This is a genomic window from Limnobacter sp., from assembly GCF_964228395.1.
Lineage (GTDB): Bacteria > Pseudomonadota > Gammaproteobacteria > Burkholderiales > Burkholderiaceae_B > Limnobacter.
On sequence record NZ_CAXQZX010000150.1, the window covers coordinates 42,646 to 58,965 of the forward strand.

At 51.8% G+C, this 16,320-nt stretch carries 18 protein-coding genes; 7 read left to right on the plus strand and 11 right to left on the minus strand.

The genetic code is table 11. The annotated features are described in order from the left end of the window. Positions 1-18: 18 nt before the first annotated feature. Both ACEQU8_RS12650 and fliS read right to left on the minus strand, forming a co-directional pair. A complete protein-coding gene (locus tag ACEQU8_RS12650) occupies positions 19-381 on the minus strand; it encodes a hypothetical protein (RefSeq protein WP_370264077.1) in 363 nt (120 codons plus the stop codon). Next, positions 381-761 carry a flagellar export chaperone FliS gene (gene fliS, locus ACEQU8_RS12655; protein ID WP_370264078.1) on the minus strand — a complete coding sequence of 127 codons (381 nt, stop codon included), beginning with the start codon at positions 759-761 and terminating at the stop codon, positions 381-383. Before fliS ends, ACEQU8_RS12650 begins: the two co-directional genes overlap by 1 nt. A 48-nt stretch (positions 762-809) precedes the next feature. Between fliS and fliQ the strand changes: the two genes are divergently transcribed. Together fliQ and fliR are read left to right on the plus strand one after the other, a co-directional pair. Then, positions 810-1,187 carry a flagellar biosynthesis protein FliQ gene (fliQ, locus tag ACEQU8_RS12660; RefSeq protein ID WP_370264079.1) on the plus strand — a complete coding sequence of 126 codons (378 nt, stop codon included), beginning with the start codon at positions 810-812 and terminating at the stop codon, positions 1,185-1,187. A gap of 51 nt (positions 1,188-1,238) precedes the next feature. Next, positions 1,239-1,991: a flagellar biosynthetic protein FliR gene (gene fliR, locus ACEQU8_RS12665; protein WP_370264081.1), complete on the plus strand. Its 753-nt coding sequence runs from the start codon at positions 1,239-1,241 to the stop codon at positions 1,989-1,991. 4 nt (positions 1,992-1,995) lie between these two features. Here fliR and flhB read toward each other — a convergent pair whose 3' ends face one another. Genes flhB through fliE form a run of 6 tightly spaced genes read right to left on the minus strand, consistent with a single transcriptional unit; the run spans position 1,996 to position 7,290 of the window. Beyond that, positions 1,996-3,120 carry a flagellar biosynthesis protein FlhB gene (gene flhB / locus ACEQU8_RS12670; protein WP_370264082.1) on the minus strand — a complete coding sequence of 375 codons (1,125 nt, stop codon included), beginning with the start codon at positions 3,118-3,120 and terminating at the stop codon, positions 1,996-1,998. Between the two features lie 6 nt (positions 3,121-3,126). Further along, complete coding sequence (gene fliP / locus ACEQU8_RS12675) at positions 3,127-3,864, minus strand: flagellar type III secretion system pore protein FliP (RefSeq protein WP_370264083.1); 738 nt, start codon at positions 3,862-3,864, stop codon at positions 3,127-3,129. Continuing rightward, on the minus strand, positions 3,861-5,405 hold the full coding sequence (locus tag ACEQU8_RS12680; RefSeq protein WP_370264085.1) for a hypothetical protein: 1,545 nt from the start codon (positions 5,403-5,405) through the stop codon (positions 3,861-3,863). Before ACEQU8_RS12680 ends, fliP begins: the two co-directional genes overlap by 4 nt. Before the next feature lie 46 nt (positions 5,406-5,451). Then, the gene (gene fliN / locus ACEQU8_RS12685; RefSeq protein WP_370264086.1) at positions 5,452-5,841 is read right to left on the minus strand and encodes a flagellar motor switch protein FliN; all 390 of its coding nucleotides are present in this window, start codon (positions 5,839-5,841) and stop codon (positions 5,452-5,454) included. Beyond that, positions 5,838-6,962: a flagellar motor switch protein FliM gene (gene fliM / locus ACEQU8_RS12690; protein WP_370264087.1), complete on the minus strand. Its 1,125-nt coding sequence runs from the start codon at positions 6,960-6,962 to the stop codon at positions 5,838-5,840. The genes fliN and fliM overlap by 4 nt, the downstream gene beginning before the upstream one ends. Before the next feature lie 13 nt (positions 6,963-6,975). Then, positions 6,976-7,290 (minus strand): flagellar hook-basal body complex protein FliE, encoded by a 315-nt coding sequence (gene fliE / locus ACEQU8_RS12695; RefSeq protein WP_370264089.1) that lies wholly within the window; start codon positions 7,288-7,290, stop codon positions 6,976-6,978. A 148-nt stretch (positions 7,291-7,438) separates the two neighbouring features. Here fliE and ACEQU8_RS12700 point away from each other — a divergent pair, with 148 nt between their 5' ends. Next, positions 7,439-7,849: a hypothetical protein gene (locus ACEQU8_RS12700; protein WP_370264090.1), complete on the plus strand. Its 411-nt coding sequence runs from the start codon at positions 7,439-7,441 to the stop codon at positions 7,847-7,849. Here the strand turns inward: ACEQU8_RS12700 and ACEQU8_RS12705 are convergent, their stop codons facing one another. Continuing rightward, a complete protein-coding gene (locus tag ACEQU8_RS12705; protein WP_370264091.1) occupies positions 7,850-9,802 on the minus strand; it encodes a hypothetical protein in 1,953 nt (650 codons plus the stop codon). Then, positions 9,799-10,458 (minus strand): hypothetical protein, encoded by a 660-nt coding sequence (locus ACEQU8_RS12710; protein WP_370264093.1) that lies wholly within the window; start codon positions 10,456-10,458, stop codon positions 9,799-9,801. The genes ACEQU8_RS12705 and ACEQU8_RS12710 overlap by 4 nt, the downstream gene beginning before the upstream one ends. A gap of 186 nt (positions 10,459-10,644) precedes the next feature. Here ACEQU8_RS12710 and ACEQU8_RS12715 point away from each other — a divergent pair, with 186 nt between their 5' ends. From ACEQU8_RS12715 to ACEQU8_RS12725, 3 genes are all read left to right on the plus strand, one after another. Further along, positions 10,645-11,964 carry a flagellar hook protein FlgE gene (locus tag ACEQU8_RS12715; protein ID WP_370264095.1) on the plus strand — a complete coding sequence of 440 codons (1,320 nt, stop codon included), beginning with the start codon at positions 10,645-10,647 and terminating at the stop codon, positions 11,962-11,964. A gap of 115 nt (positions 11,965-12,079) precedes the next feature. Next, entirely contained in the window at positions 12,080-13,309 is a 1,230-nt protein-coding gene (locus ACEQU8_RS12720) for a hypothetical protein (RefSeq protein WP_370264096.1), read from the plus strand. Positions 13,310-13,312: 3 nt separating this feature from the next. Next, positions 13,313-14,416: a hypothetical protein gene (locus ACEQU8_RS12725; protein WP_370264097.1), complete on the plus strand. Its 1,104-nt coding sequence runs from the start codon at positions 13,313-13,315 to the stop codon at positions 14,414-14,416. A gap of 3 nt (positions 14,417-14,419) precedes the next feature. On the opposite strand, the gene ACEQU8_RS12730 is transcribed toward ACEQU8_RS12725, so the two are convergent. After that, positions 14,420-15,325 carry a LysR family transcriptional regulator gene (locus ACEQU8_RS12730; RefSeq protein WP_370264100.1) on the minus strand — a complete coding sequence of 302 codons (906 nt, stop codon included), beginning with the start codon at positions 15,323-15,325 and terminating at the stop codon, positions 14,420-14,422. A gap of 128 nt (positions 15,326-15,453) precedes the next feature. On the opposite strand from ACEQU8_RS12730, the gene ACEQU8_RS12735 reads away from it, so the two are divergent. Beyond that, positions 15,454-16,320 (plus strand): pirin family protein, encoded by an 867-nt coding sequence (locus tag ACEQU8_RS12735; protein WP_370264102.1) that lies wholly within the window; start codon positions 15,454-15,456, stop codon positions 16,318-16,320.

The following is a 16,320-nucleotide window of genomic DNA, read 5'->3' on the forward strand; positions in this document are numbered from 1 at the left end:
AATGGGCTCGGCAGGCCCTCAGTCTTCAAAGGCCCCACCACCGTAGCCGCGCTCCAGCTTTTGGCTGTTGCTCTGCAGCGTCAAGGACCTTTCAAGCTCCTGGGTGCGCTCCAACACCAACAAATGTGTTTTGGCGTTGTCATCCATGATCTGTCGAAGGTACACCGTGCGCAATAGCACGTCGCCTTCAGATAGCGCATCCAGGGCTTCGTCAATGCCATCCAGAGCACCGATCAGCCGGGCCAATTCTGATTCCTCGACAACAAACTGCTCCCATTGGCTTTGCTGAGCGCACTTCAACACGCGTGCAGATTGCTCGGCAATTGAGGCATACAATCCAACGCAGAGGCTACTTTGGGGTTCGGTTCTGAACTGAGCCATCACCCCTCCTGCGCAATGTCCACCCAACCAGCCCTTACTTCTGAGAGTAGCTCGATACACAATTGAATTAAGGCATCATCGTTGCGAGCCGACGCCAACACCAATTGCTGGGTGATGTACTCATAGATTCCCTTCAAACGGAGGGCGATTTCCCCGCCTAGCTCCATGTTTAAAGCGGCCAACAACCCATCTTGTATGATCTGAATCGCTTTACCGATGCATTTGCCCTTCTCGGCAAACTGGCGCTCCTCCATGTGAATTCTCGCCAAACGCATGCGCTTGATCGCCTCATCCATCAACATCGTGATTAGTGCGTGCGGAGAAGCCGATATGACTGCGGTATTAAGGTCTACCGACTTGTATGCTTTGGCTCCGTACATAAAGAATCCGCCGAGTTTGCTTCCTTTCAATTTAGCAAACGTATCATCGTGCGGACAGAAAAATATGTCATCAAATCAGTGCATTTCGTTTACACAACGCAAAAGCCCTGGCTGAGAAAATACTCCAAGACGATGGCAAATCAAGCGGGCAATTCAATGAATGCACAAGTGGTTCTAAATTTAGGTCAAGATGCCCTTTGGACAATGCTACTCGTGGCTGGCCCCTTATTAATAATTGCGCTCGTGATTGGCTTATTGGTTTCAATTGTTCAGGCGGCCACTCAAATCAACGAGATGACGTTGTCGTTTATTCCCAAAGTACTAGCAATCTTTTTCTGTTTGTTGGCTTTGGGGCCATGGATGCTTAGCACCCTGGTGGACTACTCGCGACGACTGATTCAGTCCATCCCTGGCATGATTGGCTAAAATCGTCGCGCACCTATGTTCGAAATCGATTCGGCCTGGCTTAACCAATGGATGTTGCAGTGGATGCTACCCTTCATTCGGATTGGCGCCTTGCTGGCTACTGCCCCTTTGTTTGACGCCCGTTCCGTGAGCCGTCGCATTCGCATTGGCTTGGCCGTGGTGTTAGCCTATTTGGTAGCGGGGTCGCCGGTGACGCAGTTCAATCCCAACGACCCACTACTCGCCTTGGTTGCTCAACAGGTGCTGGTGGGAGCGTCGCTCGGATTCTTTATGCGCATAGTGTTTGCCGCGATGGAAGTGGCGGGCGATTTTATTGGCCTACAAATGGGACTGGCCTTTGCGATGTTCATCGACCCGCAAAAAAACACAGCTTCCCCCATGATTGGAGCATTTTTCAACATCATGGCAACGCTTGTATTTTTGAGTATGAATGGTCACCTCATGGCCATTGACGGGATTTTGCACAGCTTCAGGGTTGTACCCATTTCGACCGACTTCACTTTTTTGAGCCCTCTGAAAATTGCCCAATCCGGTTTGTTGCTATTTCAAATTGCCATGCAACTTAGTCTGCCTGTAATGGCTTGTATCTTGTCAGTGAATATTGCTTTGGGCCTACTCTCGCGTGCAGCACCACAATTCAACATCATTTCCGTGGGCTTCTCTATCACCATCCTGGCTGCGATTACGCTTATTTGGTTGTCGCTTCCCTTTTTTGTGGCTTTTTTCGAACAGGCTTTTTATGACCTGTTTACGATTCCAATCTGGGACAACAGTGCAACGCCACCAAAAGTTCCAAATCCCTAGCTGCTTAAGATGGACCTGGGTCCATACCCGGGGGAATATCCTGCTCAGAGGGGAACACCGACTCATCAATTTGCCCCTTCTCCATGGTGAACAAGTAGGCCAACAATTTAGCTACTGCGCCGTACAGGGAAGGGGGTATCTCTCGCTCAATGTCCACATGTTTGTATAGCGCCCGGGCAAGCGCTGGTACTTCAATTTGCGCAATGCCATGTTGCGCCGCCAATTCTCGTATTTGGAGGGCGATCAAATCTACGCCTTTGGCAAGCACCCTCGGCGCGCCACCCCCGTCTCTGTATGCAAGCGCCACCGCATAGTGCGTAGGGTTAGTCACGATCACATCGGCCATGGGCACAGCAGCCATCATTCGCTTACGAGACATTTCCCGTTGAATTTGGCGCACACGAGCCTTTACATGCGGATCGCCGTCGGTTTCTTTTTGCTCGCGCCGAATTTCCTCGATATTCATTCGCAACTGCTTCAAATAGCGAAACACTTGGTAGGGCGCATCCACCGATACCGCCACAGCAAAAACAAGGGTAAGAATTAACGCATCGCGCAGTGCAAAAGCAGCAGCCAACTCAATTGCGTTGGGCAAGGGGATGGTCATCATTCGAGGAAAATCATCCACATGCCCCCATATTAGTACCGTGGCCAAGGCTCCGATCACAAGTACCTTCAACATGGCCTTGGCAAACTCAAACATGGCATTGCCACTGAACATGTTTTTCAGACCCTTGACGGGATTGAGTTTGGAGAATTTTGGCTGCAGGTTTTTGCCCACAAAAATGGCCCCACCCACCGCGATTGTCCCCAAAACCGCTGCCACCAACACAGCAATCAATAATGGGGAAAGCACCAAAAGGGACTTCAGCAAAAGATCCACAAACGCAGCACCCATTCGAGCGGGATCTTTGGCGTCCTGAGTGCTCAGGGTGAGCGCCTGCTTCATGAGATCCTTGTTTTGCTCAACGAAGAAATCGGAAAATACAAACAAACAGCCCAGCCCCACTAGCACCACCACGGCACCTGAGAGGTCCTTCGATCGCGGAATATTGCCCTCTTCGCGCGCCTTCTCGATTTTCCGCTGGGTGGCAGGTAGTTCCCTTTCTAGATCATTTTCTTCTGACATGATTGGTTAGGCGAAACTTTGCAGTAACGAACCCATCAACAAATTCCAGCCATCAATTAAAACAAACAGCATCAATTTAAATGGGAGCGAAATCAGCATTGGGGATAACATCATCATCCCCATCGACATCAATACACTGGATACAATCAAATCAATGATCAGGAAAGGCAGGAATACCATAAAGCCTATCTGGAATGCCGTTTTGAGTTCGCTTGTGACAAACGCAGGAATCAAAACTGACATAGGGGCATCGACGGGTTTTTCGAATTTGGTGTCAGAATAACTCGCAAACAAAGCCAGGTCTTCGGCCCGGGTTTGCCGAAGCATAAAATTACGTACGGGCTGTGAGGCAACCTCCACAGCATCACGAAACTCCAAACGCGACTCCTCGTAAGGTAGGTATGCGGTTTCGTACACTTGCTTAAAGACAGGTGTCATCACAAAAAACGTTAAAAATAGACTTAGGCCAATGACCACTTGGTTGGGGGGTGAGTTTTGCGTGCCTAAAGCCATGCGCAATAATGACAGCACGATGACAATCCGAGTGAAGCCCGTCATCATCAACAACACCCCGGGCAGCACGGTAAGAAAGGTCATCACCAACATGGTTTGGATTGGCAATGAATACACCGTCGATCCGTTACGACCCGGACTAGCAATCACACTGGGCATAGCCTGCGCCCAAGCAAAGTCAAGCGGAAGCAGCAAGCAAAACATCAAAGCTGCAATACTAAAGACCCTCATTGACTCGCCTCTCCTTGCACAATCAACTCCCTTATCTGGGCAAGTTGTTCACGTTGCCCATCGGTCAAATCCCCTTCGATGCTTGCGAGTACTTTTAGCGCAGCATCATAGTCTTCAATTTCTAAATACGCGTTGGCCAACTCAATGCGCGCATCGTTCTCGTTTTTAAAAGGGGGCTCGACAGGTAACTGCGGTTCCTCCAGCTGGATATCGTCTTCTGGCCCTGGACTTGCCAGCATGGCCTGGGCTGCAGCAACTTCAGCCTCAAAATCTGGTTCATCCAAGGTCTGTACCCAATCGGAAGCCGGCTCTTGAGCCGGTGCTTGTTGATCGTCTTGTGGAAATCTCTCCTCCGGCTCAGGCTGTTGGGTATGCGATTCGGAGGGACTCCCTTCCTCTTGCAACTCACTTAAACCAAAAGGTTGCGCAGCAGCGGTCTCCATCCGCACTTCTAGAGGCTCGAGGGCCAAGGGCATTTGCGGTGCAGAGGATGATGGTACTTCGGCCTGCTGGCTCCGTCCTCGCACCCAAGTCAGGTACCAGGCCAAACACCCACAAGCCAATGAAATGCTCAGCAAAACAAACCAAGCAAAGATTCCAACCCCGGGCTCCTCCCTAACAGGAGGCTGCGCTATGGGAACCCCATGCTCCACTGGCCCAGAGGTGTCTGCCTGAGAAGCTAACGGGCTAAGCGCCTCGTTTTGAGAGAGGGTGGCTTCGAGGGGCAGCGTCGTTGGCTTCGCTTTGTCGCCTGGCTTACCTAGGGTCGCAATCTCAGCCTGGGGCGTTTTGATATCTGTATTCTGATCTGCTCGAATGGTTAATACATAGCTATCTACATTTTCTTTGAACTCATTTTCCATGGCGGCCGTTACCACCTCACGGCTTGCCTTGTAATCCCACAAGCCTCGGGCGTTTTGTAACAATTGCCCTAGGGTGAGCAATGCCTCGCCAGCCAACACCTTGGCGTCTGGGTCGTCCGACAACTCAGCTTGCGTGCGACTCAATAGCTCAAGATCACTGGCCAAGGCCCGAGGCGAGACCACTTCAGCGCTTTGGGTTTGATCCAAAAGTCGAAGTTCAATGCCATCAGGAGGTGCAGGCTCAAGCGTCCTTGCCTCCTCGCGTGGCTCAGGTACCGGGGCTTGAAAAGCCTGCTGAGGCTTGGGTGGGGGCAATTCTGGGCGTTGCAGGTCTCGAACGCGGACTTGATTGTTATCGATCACGTACTCGCGGATGTGGTTTTGCCTCGGATCACGTGCTTCTAAAACAATGGTCATTCCCCGCGAGGCAGGCTCGATTGCGGTAATCCGAATAAACCCACTTGTGCTGTTGGGTTGTAAGAAAAGCCGAGTACGCAGGATACCCTTAAAGTCAGCAGGCGAAGTTGAACGCACAGTGACATGTGCCAACTCCGGCGAGGTCATTTCCGCGGCTTGCAATTCGAACTGAACATGCGCAATAAAGGGCATGCCCACCTCGGAGCGCACCTCCAACTCTTTGAGTTCGATCGCAAACAACGGTCCAGCCGCTGAAGCCACGCACACTGCAGTGAATAGACGCCAAGCCGCTAATTGCATATTGAGCTTAGCCGTTGAGTTTTCGCAATCGTTCGGACGGGGTAACGATGTCGGTCAACCGGATACCGAAGCGGTCATTGACAACCACCACCTCCCCTTGCGCAATCAAGCACCCATTGACCAATACATTCATGGGCTCGCCAGCCAAGCCATCGAGTTCGACCACCGAGCCTTGCGCCAATTGTAAGATGTGCTTGATAGGAATCTTCGTACGGCCAAGTTCAACACTTAAGGTCACCGGGATATCCAAGATAATATCAATATCGTTGCCCGTACCGTCTTCATCGTCACCTGACAACTGTTCGAAGTGGTGAGCCTCCACTTCGCCCAGGGCATCTTCATGCACCACATCCGCCCCGGGAGCTTGCTGTCCGCCTTTCTTTATTTCAGTGTTCATGCTTCGCTAAACCCTTTCGATCGTTTATGTTGCGTATCCAGCTTGCCAAGCCCCTCCAGAGTTTCTGCACCGTGCTCACTCACCAATGAGTACACCTCACTGAGGGACTTAAAATTTTTTCCCTGATGCTTGTTGGCCCCAAGCAAACTGTCGCCGGGCTTAATCAAACGCTCAACCTTCACCGCATATTGCCCGCCGCTGATTCCATAGCTGCAATCAAATACTGGAACATTGTCTACGTTGGCCTGCACGGTTGGAGCCATTTGGAGAGGAATGAAATCGCCCTTTTGAAGCGTTAAGACATCCGCCACAGTGAGGTGTGCATTGGCCAATGTAACCTGCAGCTCCACTTCTGCCAGTTGCATCTGCTGTTTGAGCAACTTGGACCAGCGACGATCTGTCTCACCTTGATTGCTTTGCACAGCCGAGCTCATGGCGTCACGAATGGGCTCGAGTGAGGAATAAGGCAAACAAATATGAATCGAGCCTGAGGCGTCCCCAAGTTCAATCTCAAACTTGCTGGACACCACGATTTCAGCAGGATTGGCAATATTGGCAAACTGCGTGTGCATTTCCGAACGCACATATTCTGGTACCAATGGGTAAACAGGAGCCCAAGCTTTTGCGTATTCCGCGAACACCACCTCGAGCACCCGTGCAATGATCCTTTGTTCAGTGGCAGAAAACTCTCGGCCCTCAATCTCGGTTTGCAATCGACCATCCCCACCGAACATTGTATCGACCATGGCAAAGATCATGGTGGGGTCAAGAATCACGAGACCATTTCCACGCAGGGGCTTGATAGAAATAAGATTCAGGTTGGTGGGTACGGCCAAGTTACGAATGAACTCGTTGTACTTGATCACCTTCACTGAGCCGACTGTAACTTCGGGCATTCGGCGCATGAAGTCAAACAAGCCAATCCGCAAGAGCCGCGCAAATCGTTCATTGATGATCTCCAGTGTGGGCATGCGCCCACGTACGATCCGCTCTTGCTTGGCCAAGTTGTACGGCTTAACCTGAAGGTCTTCATTGTCTTCTGCGCTAAAGTACGAGTCCTCGCCCGTGATCGCTCGTAACAGCGAGTCAACTTCGTCTTGCGTTAAGAACTCAGCGAGCATGAAACCCTCCCAATCACACTGGCATGCTCATAATTTCGCTATAGGCCTGCAACAATTTATTGCGGGTTTGCAACACCGTCTGAAACTTCAAAGAAGCCTCGTTGGAGGCAATCGCGACATCTTCCACCGACACTTTGGGGTTGTTCATTTGAAGTCCCACGGCCAGGCTGCGGGACTGTTCCTGGGCCTTGTTCACGGAGTCAAGCGCTTGACCTAACACCTCGGTAAAACTCGGAATCGACTTTCCCCCCTGAACATCCAAAGGGCTCTGGCGACTTGCGCTTAGGGCAAGACTCTCAACGCCGGGCAATCGGGAAGTTTCAATCATCTTAATTTTCCCTGTACAAACACACTGTGAATTAGGCAAAGTATCGCCTAGGCACGCGCAGAGAACTTTGAATTAAAGCGTCCAATTTTCGTACGGCTATTTACACGATCCCAAATTTAAATTAAGCAGAGGGCCTGCCATGACCTGTTTGAATTTCAAATCGCAAGTTCTTTTTTTTACCCTGTTGCTCAGTTCATTTTTTCTAGGCGCCTGCAGCAAAGAACTGGAGTACTCCGAGCGGCAACAAATTGCGCAAAACTTTATGAATGCAATGGCGGAGAATCGCGTACAAGATGCAATCTCACTGGCCATGCCGACACCCGAGCACGCAATGGCCGTGAAACTCATGGCCGACGCAATTGCCCTTAAAATTCAAACTGAATCAATAAAGGAATTCAGATATGTGTATGTGTCTGATTCCAACGATGGTCCCAATAATGCAAAGGCTGTTTTTTCACAGGTGATTGATGGCCGCATCAGCACCGAAAATGTGATTTTGGAAATGCAATATCAGCCACAAACCAGCAAATGGCTCATTCACAATATGATCTTGCGGTGATCAAACATAGAGACTAACCCCGCCTTTGTTTGGGATCGGTCCCTCATTTCCACTTTGCAAAGCAAGCGCATGGGCAATGGGGTCAGCTATTGGCTCTTTTGTAGCTGCTTCTCTGGCAACACTGGATAGTTCTGCTTGATGACTGGCGGGATCCTGACCTCGGTCACGCTGCTGCTGACCAGCCAAGTCCAAGCCACTCGACTGACTCGAGGAAACGGAGTGAATGGCCTCACCGTTGAGCTTAAGGCTTTGCAGCTGATACCCCAATCCGTCGACAGTTTTAATCAACCCGTCCAGGCCATCAAGCCAGGCTGCCTGTGTACTACCTTGCGGCAACGCCCCACGCAGTTCAATGTCCAGTCGCTGCTGTTGGGCTTGCACCATCAGCTCAATCTTCTGACCGTCTTTCAGCACCAAATTGACTTCTACCCGGCCCGGAAGACGCATTACCATGGTTTTCAAGGCACTGTTCACGGCTAGTTGCAGGTCATTGACTCGATTAGGTAACACAGCAGGTAATGCCGCCGACGCCACAGCCCCCCGAATCACTGGCTCAATCATGGTCGTTGTAGACAGGCCGACAGGCATGGTTGTAGGCTGGGTGACTGAAGACATGGCTGGCAGCTCAGCCTGACCAGAGCCAAACGCTTTGGACGCGCCTGAGTCAAGCAGTCTGTCGTTAAATTGACGGCTTTGAGTCAGCCAATCCAACGCACGTTCACCTGGGTCAACAGGCTCCGAGGGAGGCTCCATCAACTCTGCGACCGAAAGACCGCCACGAGATGATTGCAGCGGAATCTTGGGATTTGGGTTCTCGCGCTCGGGGGCCGAGATTGAGTATGAGGCAGTTTTTTCCAAATCTTCAGTCTGGTGGCTTTGGGCTACCGCAACAACAGGCTCCAAGCGCTCAAGCTTCGCTTTTGATAAAACCGGGATCGTGTTGATGCCGCCATGGTCTACAAGAGTATGCGGGGGCTTTATTTTGGTGTTGTTGGATTCGCCAGACGGCAAGTTGACTGGTGTTGGCAAAGGTCCATTTGCCAAGAGCCCTTGATGCCGCGGAAGCATCGGCGTTACGGCTTTGCTTTCAGTAAAGTCATCCGTGGCCGCTGGTTCAACAACAGGCTCCACGCTGGGCAACTCAGCAATCGCCCGCGGCACTACAATTGTCGGCTTGGCCATCGAGGATATCGGCTCGGGCAGCGCCGGTGTTACCAAAGCACCCCGATCACGGGTACGTGGTGCGGTCACATTGTCGATTTCAAGCGCACTGGGTTGAAGTAGGACCTTCTCGCGCATGCTCAACTCGACGGATCTCAGCAAAGCAACTGGGGTTGTTATCGTCTCAACGCTTACAGAGGAGGCCCCTACTTCGTACTCTACAATCGTGGGAGGATCCTCGATCTGGAGCGTTTGCCAATCCGCAGGCGAAAACTCTGAGGTTGGCAAGCCAAGCCCCAATTGCGCGTCCGCGCCCGCCATCAATTGCTCAGCGAGGGCAGAAGGTTGCTCTGTGACCAAAATTTCTAATGAATTGGGTAATGGCGAATCAACCGTCTTAAGTAGCTTACCCCCAGCCACGTACAAATCTTCTGCTGCAGGAAATGGCAAACGCTCAACGCTGGCTTGACCTGAAACGTTAGACAAATCCACAGCAGTCGGCGCCGCATGAAAGAGCACCTGCCTGACTGGGAGTGGTGGCACAAACGGAGCTGCGAATGAGTCTGAATCAACTCGACTCGCACCCTCAACCCGCTGACCAAGCAACAATTCAAACGCTCGCGCAGAACGTTCAGGCCAGGTCATGTCTTTCAATTCGTCGATGGACACACCCGCCAAGACCAACACCTGATCAACACGCTCTTGTTCAGCCGTGCTCGGTGGAACGTCAGCCCCCCCAACAGGAGCGGGCAACTCTGCGCCAAGCGTATCAAACATGGCCAGCGGAGTCATGCCATCTCCTCCAGGTCAGGTAACGATTCTTGCTCGTGCATCCAGAATGCCACTTGCTCCAATACCAAAGCATCGACTGCTGCTACACCATGCACCGCACAGGCTCGAATGGCCTCACACAGGGACTTCCATTGATTCGCTTGAAGCTCGGCAACAGCAAAAACCTCTGCTTGTGGGCCTCGCGTACCCAACACTGCCAGCAGCGTTTCGCCTCCAAGATAGTAGAAGCAAACGGAGGCAGCCTGATCATCGGGTGTGGTGCATAAAAGTGGAGTGAGCCCTGCATTTTGAATTAGGCTTTGCAACACCTCTCTGCGGGTGGGCTGAACAGGCAAGCGCTCAACAGCCAAAGTGCACACCCGATCAACTTGATCAAAAATGTCCGCCACCACACGCTCAAGCGCGTTGACCTCAGCACTCATCTTGTATTCCGCCACAAGAGCCCTCCGCAAGGCCAAAGACTGATCGTCGCTGCAAAAAAGCTTCCAGCTTAAATCCCATCCTCGGCGGTAGCGCATGTAAAAACGAAAGTCACCCAAAGCAACAGTGACTGGAAAATCAATCAGCTTCAGTCCGTAGTGGCCCCCAGCCGAACGCAAAGGATAGCTTCGGATGTACAGCTCGTCTGTGTGGGCGATACACTCAATGGGGCTCAATTCAAACACCTGAGATCAACCTGAATGCTCACACCTTAGCAATCCTTGCCGCCGTCATCTTTCGAATAATGGGGTGATTTTCCGCCCATGTTGTTCAAAGTTCTTATTTGGCGGGTGCTTTTAAATAGGGCATGTCGGCGCGGTCACAGCGCCATCTTTGAAACATCAAAAGGTGAGGTAAGGATCATGGGTGTATTTCAACAGGGCCTGAGCGGTCTGAATACGTCGCAAAAAAGCCTGGAGGTGACAGCCAACAACGTTGCCAATGCCAACACAGTGGGGTTCAAAACCAGCAAAGCACAATTTGGCGATGTTTACGCAAGCGCCCTGTCACGTGCTGATGCGGGTCTGCAGGTGGGCGGTGGTGTAAACCTGTTAGCGATCAAGCAGGAATTCAGACAAGGCAACGTGGTAGCCACACAAAACCCTTTGGACCTTGCTATCTCCGGCAACGGCTTTTTTAAGGTTAAAGGTCAAGACGGCCGAGAATTTCTAACTCGTAACGGTCAATTCCAGCTAGATCGAGACAACACCGTTGTTACCGCCGATGGCAAAGACTTGCTGGCATTTCCTCTAGACCCCGAAACAGGTAACGTACTGGATGTCGCCTCTCCAATCACCATTTCTACCGAGCCCATTCAACCTAGAGCCACCCAAAACACGGAGTTCCGCTTTAACCTCGATTCTCGCACACAGCCTTCCGCTGTAGCCGCAACATTCAACCCCAACGACCCAAACTCTTACACTCAAAGCTCTGCCATTGTGATCAACAACCAACTCGGCGAACCTTTAACGTTGCAGGTATTCTGGCAAAAGGTTGGGCCGACCACCGCGCCTGTCGCGGACCCCGCTCCCAATCAATGGAGGGTTCACGCCACCGTGAACGGCGAACTGGTGAATATCCGCACTGAAGGGGCGGCAGCCTACCCTGCTCCCTACGCTGGCGCTGCCTTGGGCTTTAACCCCAACGGCCAACTAAACAACCCAGACGCTGCTGTATTCGAAATAGACCTGGGTACCTTCCAGAATGGAACCGCACTAACCCCGGATTTCAACAGCCCCAATAACACTGTGCGAATTGACATGCGAAGCAGTACACAGTTCGGCACAGAATTTCAGCTACAGAACCTGGCCCAAGATGGATACGATGCAGCCGATTACGTCAATTTCACAATTGATCAAGGCGGCGTGATGTCCTTGAACTATGCGAATGGTCAGACCCGAGACATCGCCAAAATTGGCCTGTTCCGCTTCCGCAACCCAGAGGGACTGCAGCCTGTTGGCAACAACAATTGGGTCGCCACTCTGCAAGCAGGTCCCGAGTTTGCATCCAATGCTGGGGACGCCGGTTTTGGTTTGATTCAGGCGGGTGCAGTGGAAGAAGCCAACGTAGACCTTACAGCCGAACTGGTGCAAATGATTGCCACACAACGCATCTACCAAGCCAACTCCAAGAGCATTCAGGCGCAGGACACCCTGCTACAGACAGTGACCAACCTCACCTAAAACCACGGCTACTAGGCCATGCCAACAAGAGCACAGTAACAAGTGCATTGTTGGCTTTCTGGCATACTCTTTCGAATTCAATATTTCTTTATTGCCAGACAGGAGAATTTGCCGAATGACCCCATTTTCCGCCTTTGCTTTGTTTGTTAGTGCAGCGCTTACTCACCAGCACCTTACTCAAACTGATGCACAGCAATCCGAAGCCCCTGCAGTGCCTTTGGCTGTTGAAACCCCTAGCGCATCTGCGCTACCGGCACCGGTAAAGCGGGGTGGTAATTTTGCCGCCAAAGATGTTTTGCAGTTTAAGGGTGGAAATATTTGTCAAGATGCAAGTGCGGCCGACCCCAACCTATGCGCAAACTTTCCCAGGCTAACAGGAGTCCCAATGGACGAGGCTCAATGGCTTGAGTTGGGTCAAAAGGCTGTGCTTTCGTTCACACTGGGTTTCGGCCAAACCGAGTTCTCAAGCCAATCCGGAAAGGCACCAGTTAATTTGAACACCACACAATTTTTCCCGGAAGTGTTGCGTGCAGGTCTTACCCCAAAAGGCTACGGCAACGTTCAGAAGGAGTTCAATACAAAAGATGCCACTCAAACCATATCGTATGACTTGCGGATTTGCTCGCTTGGCGGCCGATTGCGTGCAAGCGTTGTGGATAGCAACCCCATCAACCAAGTAGGGGTAGCTGACAGCTTCACGATTTCAGAATCTGCTTGTGAAGAAATGAATTTCCGAACAGATCCCAGCGTGTTATCCAGCGTATTCACAGCCATTCAAAAGGCCGAGGATCGCCAATTTGAACTGAGCAGCCAGGGACAGGTGGCACGCATGATCGGCAAAATGCGATATGCAGGATCCGTAGCAAACCTAAAACAAAACCTAAATTTGAAAGGTAACACCGCTGTAATAGACTACCTTGATGGTGCATTGGGCTATTGCATCGGCACTGGCGTTTCAACCACGATGGCCTGGGATCAACAATGTTTAAAAACAGGTGTGGTTATGGACGGATTGCGAGTGAAAAAAGTCCTGCAAGGCGATGGCGTAGCCCGCTTCCCAGGCACCTCATTCATTGCTTTGTCACTGGCCAATGGCGTGGATGAAAACAATAAACCGCGGCAATCGATGTACGAAATTGTTGGAAAAGACCTTGCCTTTGCGCCCAACGCATTCACCCCGAGCGAGGGCGTTATGACAGTGGTTGGGCACCAAGGCGACAAAATTCGTATTCAATTTAAAGGTGAAAACATCCGAATGACCCGCCTGAATAGTTTAGGTGAGACGCTCGGAGAAAAGACAATTTCATCGGTCCAAGTGCAGACCAAAGCCGGATTCGTTCACTAAATCATGAGTAATGATTTAGAGCAACACGGCAAGCCGCGGTTTTTTCTGCCTTTATTGCTTGCCTTGGGGCTTAGTCTCTATTTGTTGGGGTTATGGTTTTCTAAACAGACCCAAATTCAGCCGCATGTAGTGACCATGATCTTCGAGGTGGAGGCCCCTGAGCTCGATGAGTTGCTTTTTGACAAGCAACTTAAAATGCTCAGGAAACACCTTGAGCAAGAGACTGTTGCGTTTAATGCGCTTCTGGACAAGCAGGCTGAATCATGGATTTTACCGCAGGAACCATTTGACCACGCAACCAAGGTCTTAAGCAAAAGCGTGATATTGGAGGCTGTGCCAGGAACCAATCTTCTGAAAGCACACCTTGCGAGTGAACGCACCGCCAAACTTAGCGATGTTGCAAATGCTTATGGTGAGGCCATGATTGAGCAAGCGAGGGCAGCCAGCCAAGCGGCTTACATTCAAAACATAAAGCCTCTTCAAGCGGCGCTGGCGGCAAAAGAAGAGGCAATTAATTTGGCACTACGGGAGGAAAGGCGGGCACGAGCGAACGAAAAGCAACATGCGGACACGGTAAACAGATTGATCCAGCGAAAACTTTTGCTTGAGGCCGAATTGGCTCAACTCCAATCAATGAGTCCTGATAGAGGGCAGACCTCTGCTGCAGATATTCAAACCAACTCCTACAGTCACCGAGTGCTGATTAATCGAGCCAAAGAGCAAGAGGCCCTACAAAAGGATGCTTTGAAGGCGGTCACCCCAGAACATCCTTTGTACGAGCAGCTTCAAAGCGCTCTTGAACGGACTCAGCTGAACATCGTCTCACTTGAACAGCAGATCCATGCCCTTCAATCATTGGCTTTGCAAAATAACCTACGATTCGAGGAATCCGCTCGTGAAGCAAAAATAACTGTACTTAAAGAACGCATTTCAAAATTGGAGTCAGCGATAGCCTTGTTACCAGAGCCGCATACTCTTGCTACGCAAGGAAAATCAAGCGACCAGCTATTTAAGGAATTGGAATTGCTCGAAAGTCAATTGATTGAGCAAAACAAACACTCACCGCAACTCACGCTGCGTTGGTTTAAGGGACCAAACATGCCCTAGCCACTACTCCTCCTCAATCACCCGAAACTTCTCCGCCAAAAAATCAAGCAACACCCGAACCGCGGGAATCAATCCACGCCGCGAGGCAAACACAGCGTGAATAACTTCCCGCCGTGGCGACCACTCAGGCAGCAGCTTTACCAGCTCGCCGTGTTCCAACTGCTCACGCACCATCAACACAGGCAACTGCACCACACCCACGCCATGCAAAGCGGCGTTGCGAAGAGCAATCATGTCGGTGGTAATAAAACGGGGTTCAAAAGGAATGGTGGCTTGCGCATCGCCTGGCCCGTGGAGCACCCATGCAAATTGCTGTTGGGGTGTCCCCAAACCCAAGGAAGGCAACCCAGCCAACTGAGCCGGCGTGCTGGCAAAATGGTGCTGCTTCACCAACGCAGGGCTCGCCACCAAACACTGCCCACGGTCAGCCAACACCCGCAAAACCAAATCGCTGTCCTGCAGCGGGGGGGGGCGCACGCGAATGGCCACATCCACCCCTTCACCGATCACATCCACCCGACGGTTGGTGGCCTCCAAGTGAATCTGCACTTGGGAGCACTGGGCCATAAACTCTCCGAGCATACGGCCCACGTGGGCATGCAGCAGTGCGATTGGGCAGGTGATGCGAATCACGCCACGTGGCTCGGTGCGCATGGTGTCGATGACCGATTGCGCAGCCTCGGCCTGCACCTGCATGGCCTTGCAGTGCTCGTAATAGCGCTGCCCCACCTCGGTTACCGACAGGCTGCGCGTGCTGCGCTGAAGCAAGCGTACCCCCAAGTTTTCCTCTAATTTCGCCATGCGACGGCTCAAGGTGGACTTGGGCAAACCCAGAGCTCGCCCAGCCGCGGCAAAGCCTTTGTGGTCTACTACTTGGACAAAGTAGTACAGGTCGTTGAAGTCTTGCACGGGTTTATTGTTCCATTTTTGGAACAGTTTATTTCAAATAGAACATCTAGTGATAGTTTTTGACCCGTTATAAGATTATTACATTGATCAATGTAATACTCGATTCTGAACTGTAGCTGGAGGTATTCATGAAAAAACTAATCGGTATTCACAATGCGCCTCAGGGTCACTGGGTGGGTGACGGTTTTCCAGTTCGGTCGCTGTTTTCTTACCAAAGCCACGGGCAACAACTCAGCCCCTTTCTTCTACTGGACCACGCAGGGCCTGCTGAGTTTGCACCAGCCGCAACACCCCGCGGCGTTGGGCAACACCCCCACCGTGGGTTCGAAACAGTGACCATTGTCTACAAAGGCGAAGTGGCCCACAAAGACTCCACAGGCCAAGGCGGGGTCATCGGCCCCGGCGATGTGCAATGGATGACTGCTGGCGCGGGCATTTTGCACGAGGAGTTTCACTCTGAAGCCTTCACTGCCAAAGGTGGTTCGCTTGAAATGGTGCAGCTGTGGGTCAACCTGCCAGCCCGGCACAAAATGACCGCCCCTGGTTACCAGGCCATTGAAAGCCAGCAAATTCCCAGCGTGGCTTTGCCGAACGAGGCCGGCCAGGTGCGAGTGATTGCCGGCGAATACGAAGGCCACACGGGGCCGGCCAACACATTTTCGCCCATGCAGGTTTGGGACATGCGATTAAATGCCAACAGCTACACCGCGCTGAACCTGCCCGAGGGCTGGCCTGTGGCGGTGGTGGTGCTGCATGGCACCGTGCAAATCAATGGCGAGCACGTGGTGCGTGCAGATCAATTCGCCGTGCTTGACCGCAAAGGCAGCGAACTGGCTTTGGAATCCAACGGCAATGCAGTGGTATTGCTGCTCAGTGGCCAACCCTTGGACGAGCCAATTGTGGGTTATGGGCCGTTTGTGATGAACACCCAGCAAGAAATTGTGCAAGCCATCACCGACTTCAATGCCGGAAAGTTTGGAGGCATTCCTGCCTAA

Coding starts and splice junctions, on each gene's coding strand:
- ACEQU8_RS12650 (WP_370264077.1), bottom strand. CDS start 381: ATGGCTCAGTTCAGAACCGAACCCCAAAGTAGCCTCTGCGTTGGATTG.
- fliS (WP_370264078.1), bottom strand. CDS start 761: ATGTACGGAGCCAAAGCATACAAGTCGGTAGACCTTAATACCGCAGTC.
- fliR (WP_370264081.1), top strand. CDS start 1,239: ATGTTGCAGTGGATGCTACCCTTCATTCGGATTGGCGCCTTGCTGGCT.
- flhB (WP_370264082.1), bottom strand. CDS start 3,120: ATGTCAGAAGAAAATGATCTAGAAAGGGAACTACCTGCCACCCAGCGG.
- fliP (WP_370264083.1), bottom strand. CDS start 3,864: ATGAGGGTCTTTAGTATTGCAGCTTTGATGTTTTGCTTGCTGCTTCCG.
- fliN (WP_370264086.1), bottom strand. CDS start 5,841: ATGAACACTGAAATAAAGAAAGGCGGACAGCAAGCTCCCGGGGCGGAT.
- fliM (WP_370264087.1), bottom strand. CDS start 6,962: ATGCTCGCTGAGTTCTTAACGCAAGACGAAGTTGACTCGCTGTTACGA.
- fliE (WP_370264089.1), bottom strand. CDS start 7,290: ATGATTGAAACTTCCCGATTGCCCGGCGTTGAGAGTCTTGCCCTAAGC.
- ACEQU8_RS12705 (WP_370264091.1), bottom strand. CDS start 9,802: ATGACTCCGCTGGCCATGTTTGATACGCTTGGCGCAGAGTTGCCCGCT.
- ACEQU8_RS12715 (WP_370264095.1), top strand. CDS start 10,645: ATGGGTGTATTTCAACAGGGCCTGAGCGGTCTGAATACGTCGCAAAAA.
- ACEQU8_RS12720 (WP_370264096.1), top strand. CDS start 12,080: ATGACCCCATTTTCCGCCTTTGCTTTGTTTGTTAGTGCAGCGCTTACT.
- ACEQU8_RS12725 (WP_370264097.1), top strand. CDS start 13,313: ATGAGTAATGATTTAGAGCAACACGGCAAGCCGCGGTTTTTTCTGCCT.
- ACEQU8_RS12735 (WP_370264102.1), top strand. CDS start 15,454: ATGAAAAAACTAATCGGTATTCACAATGCGCCTCAGGGTCACTGGGTG.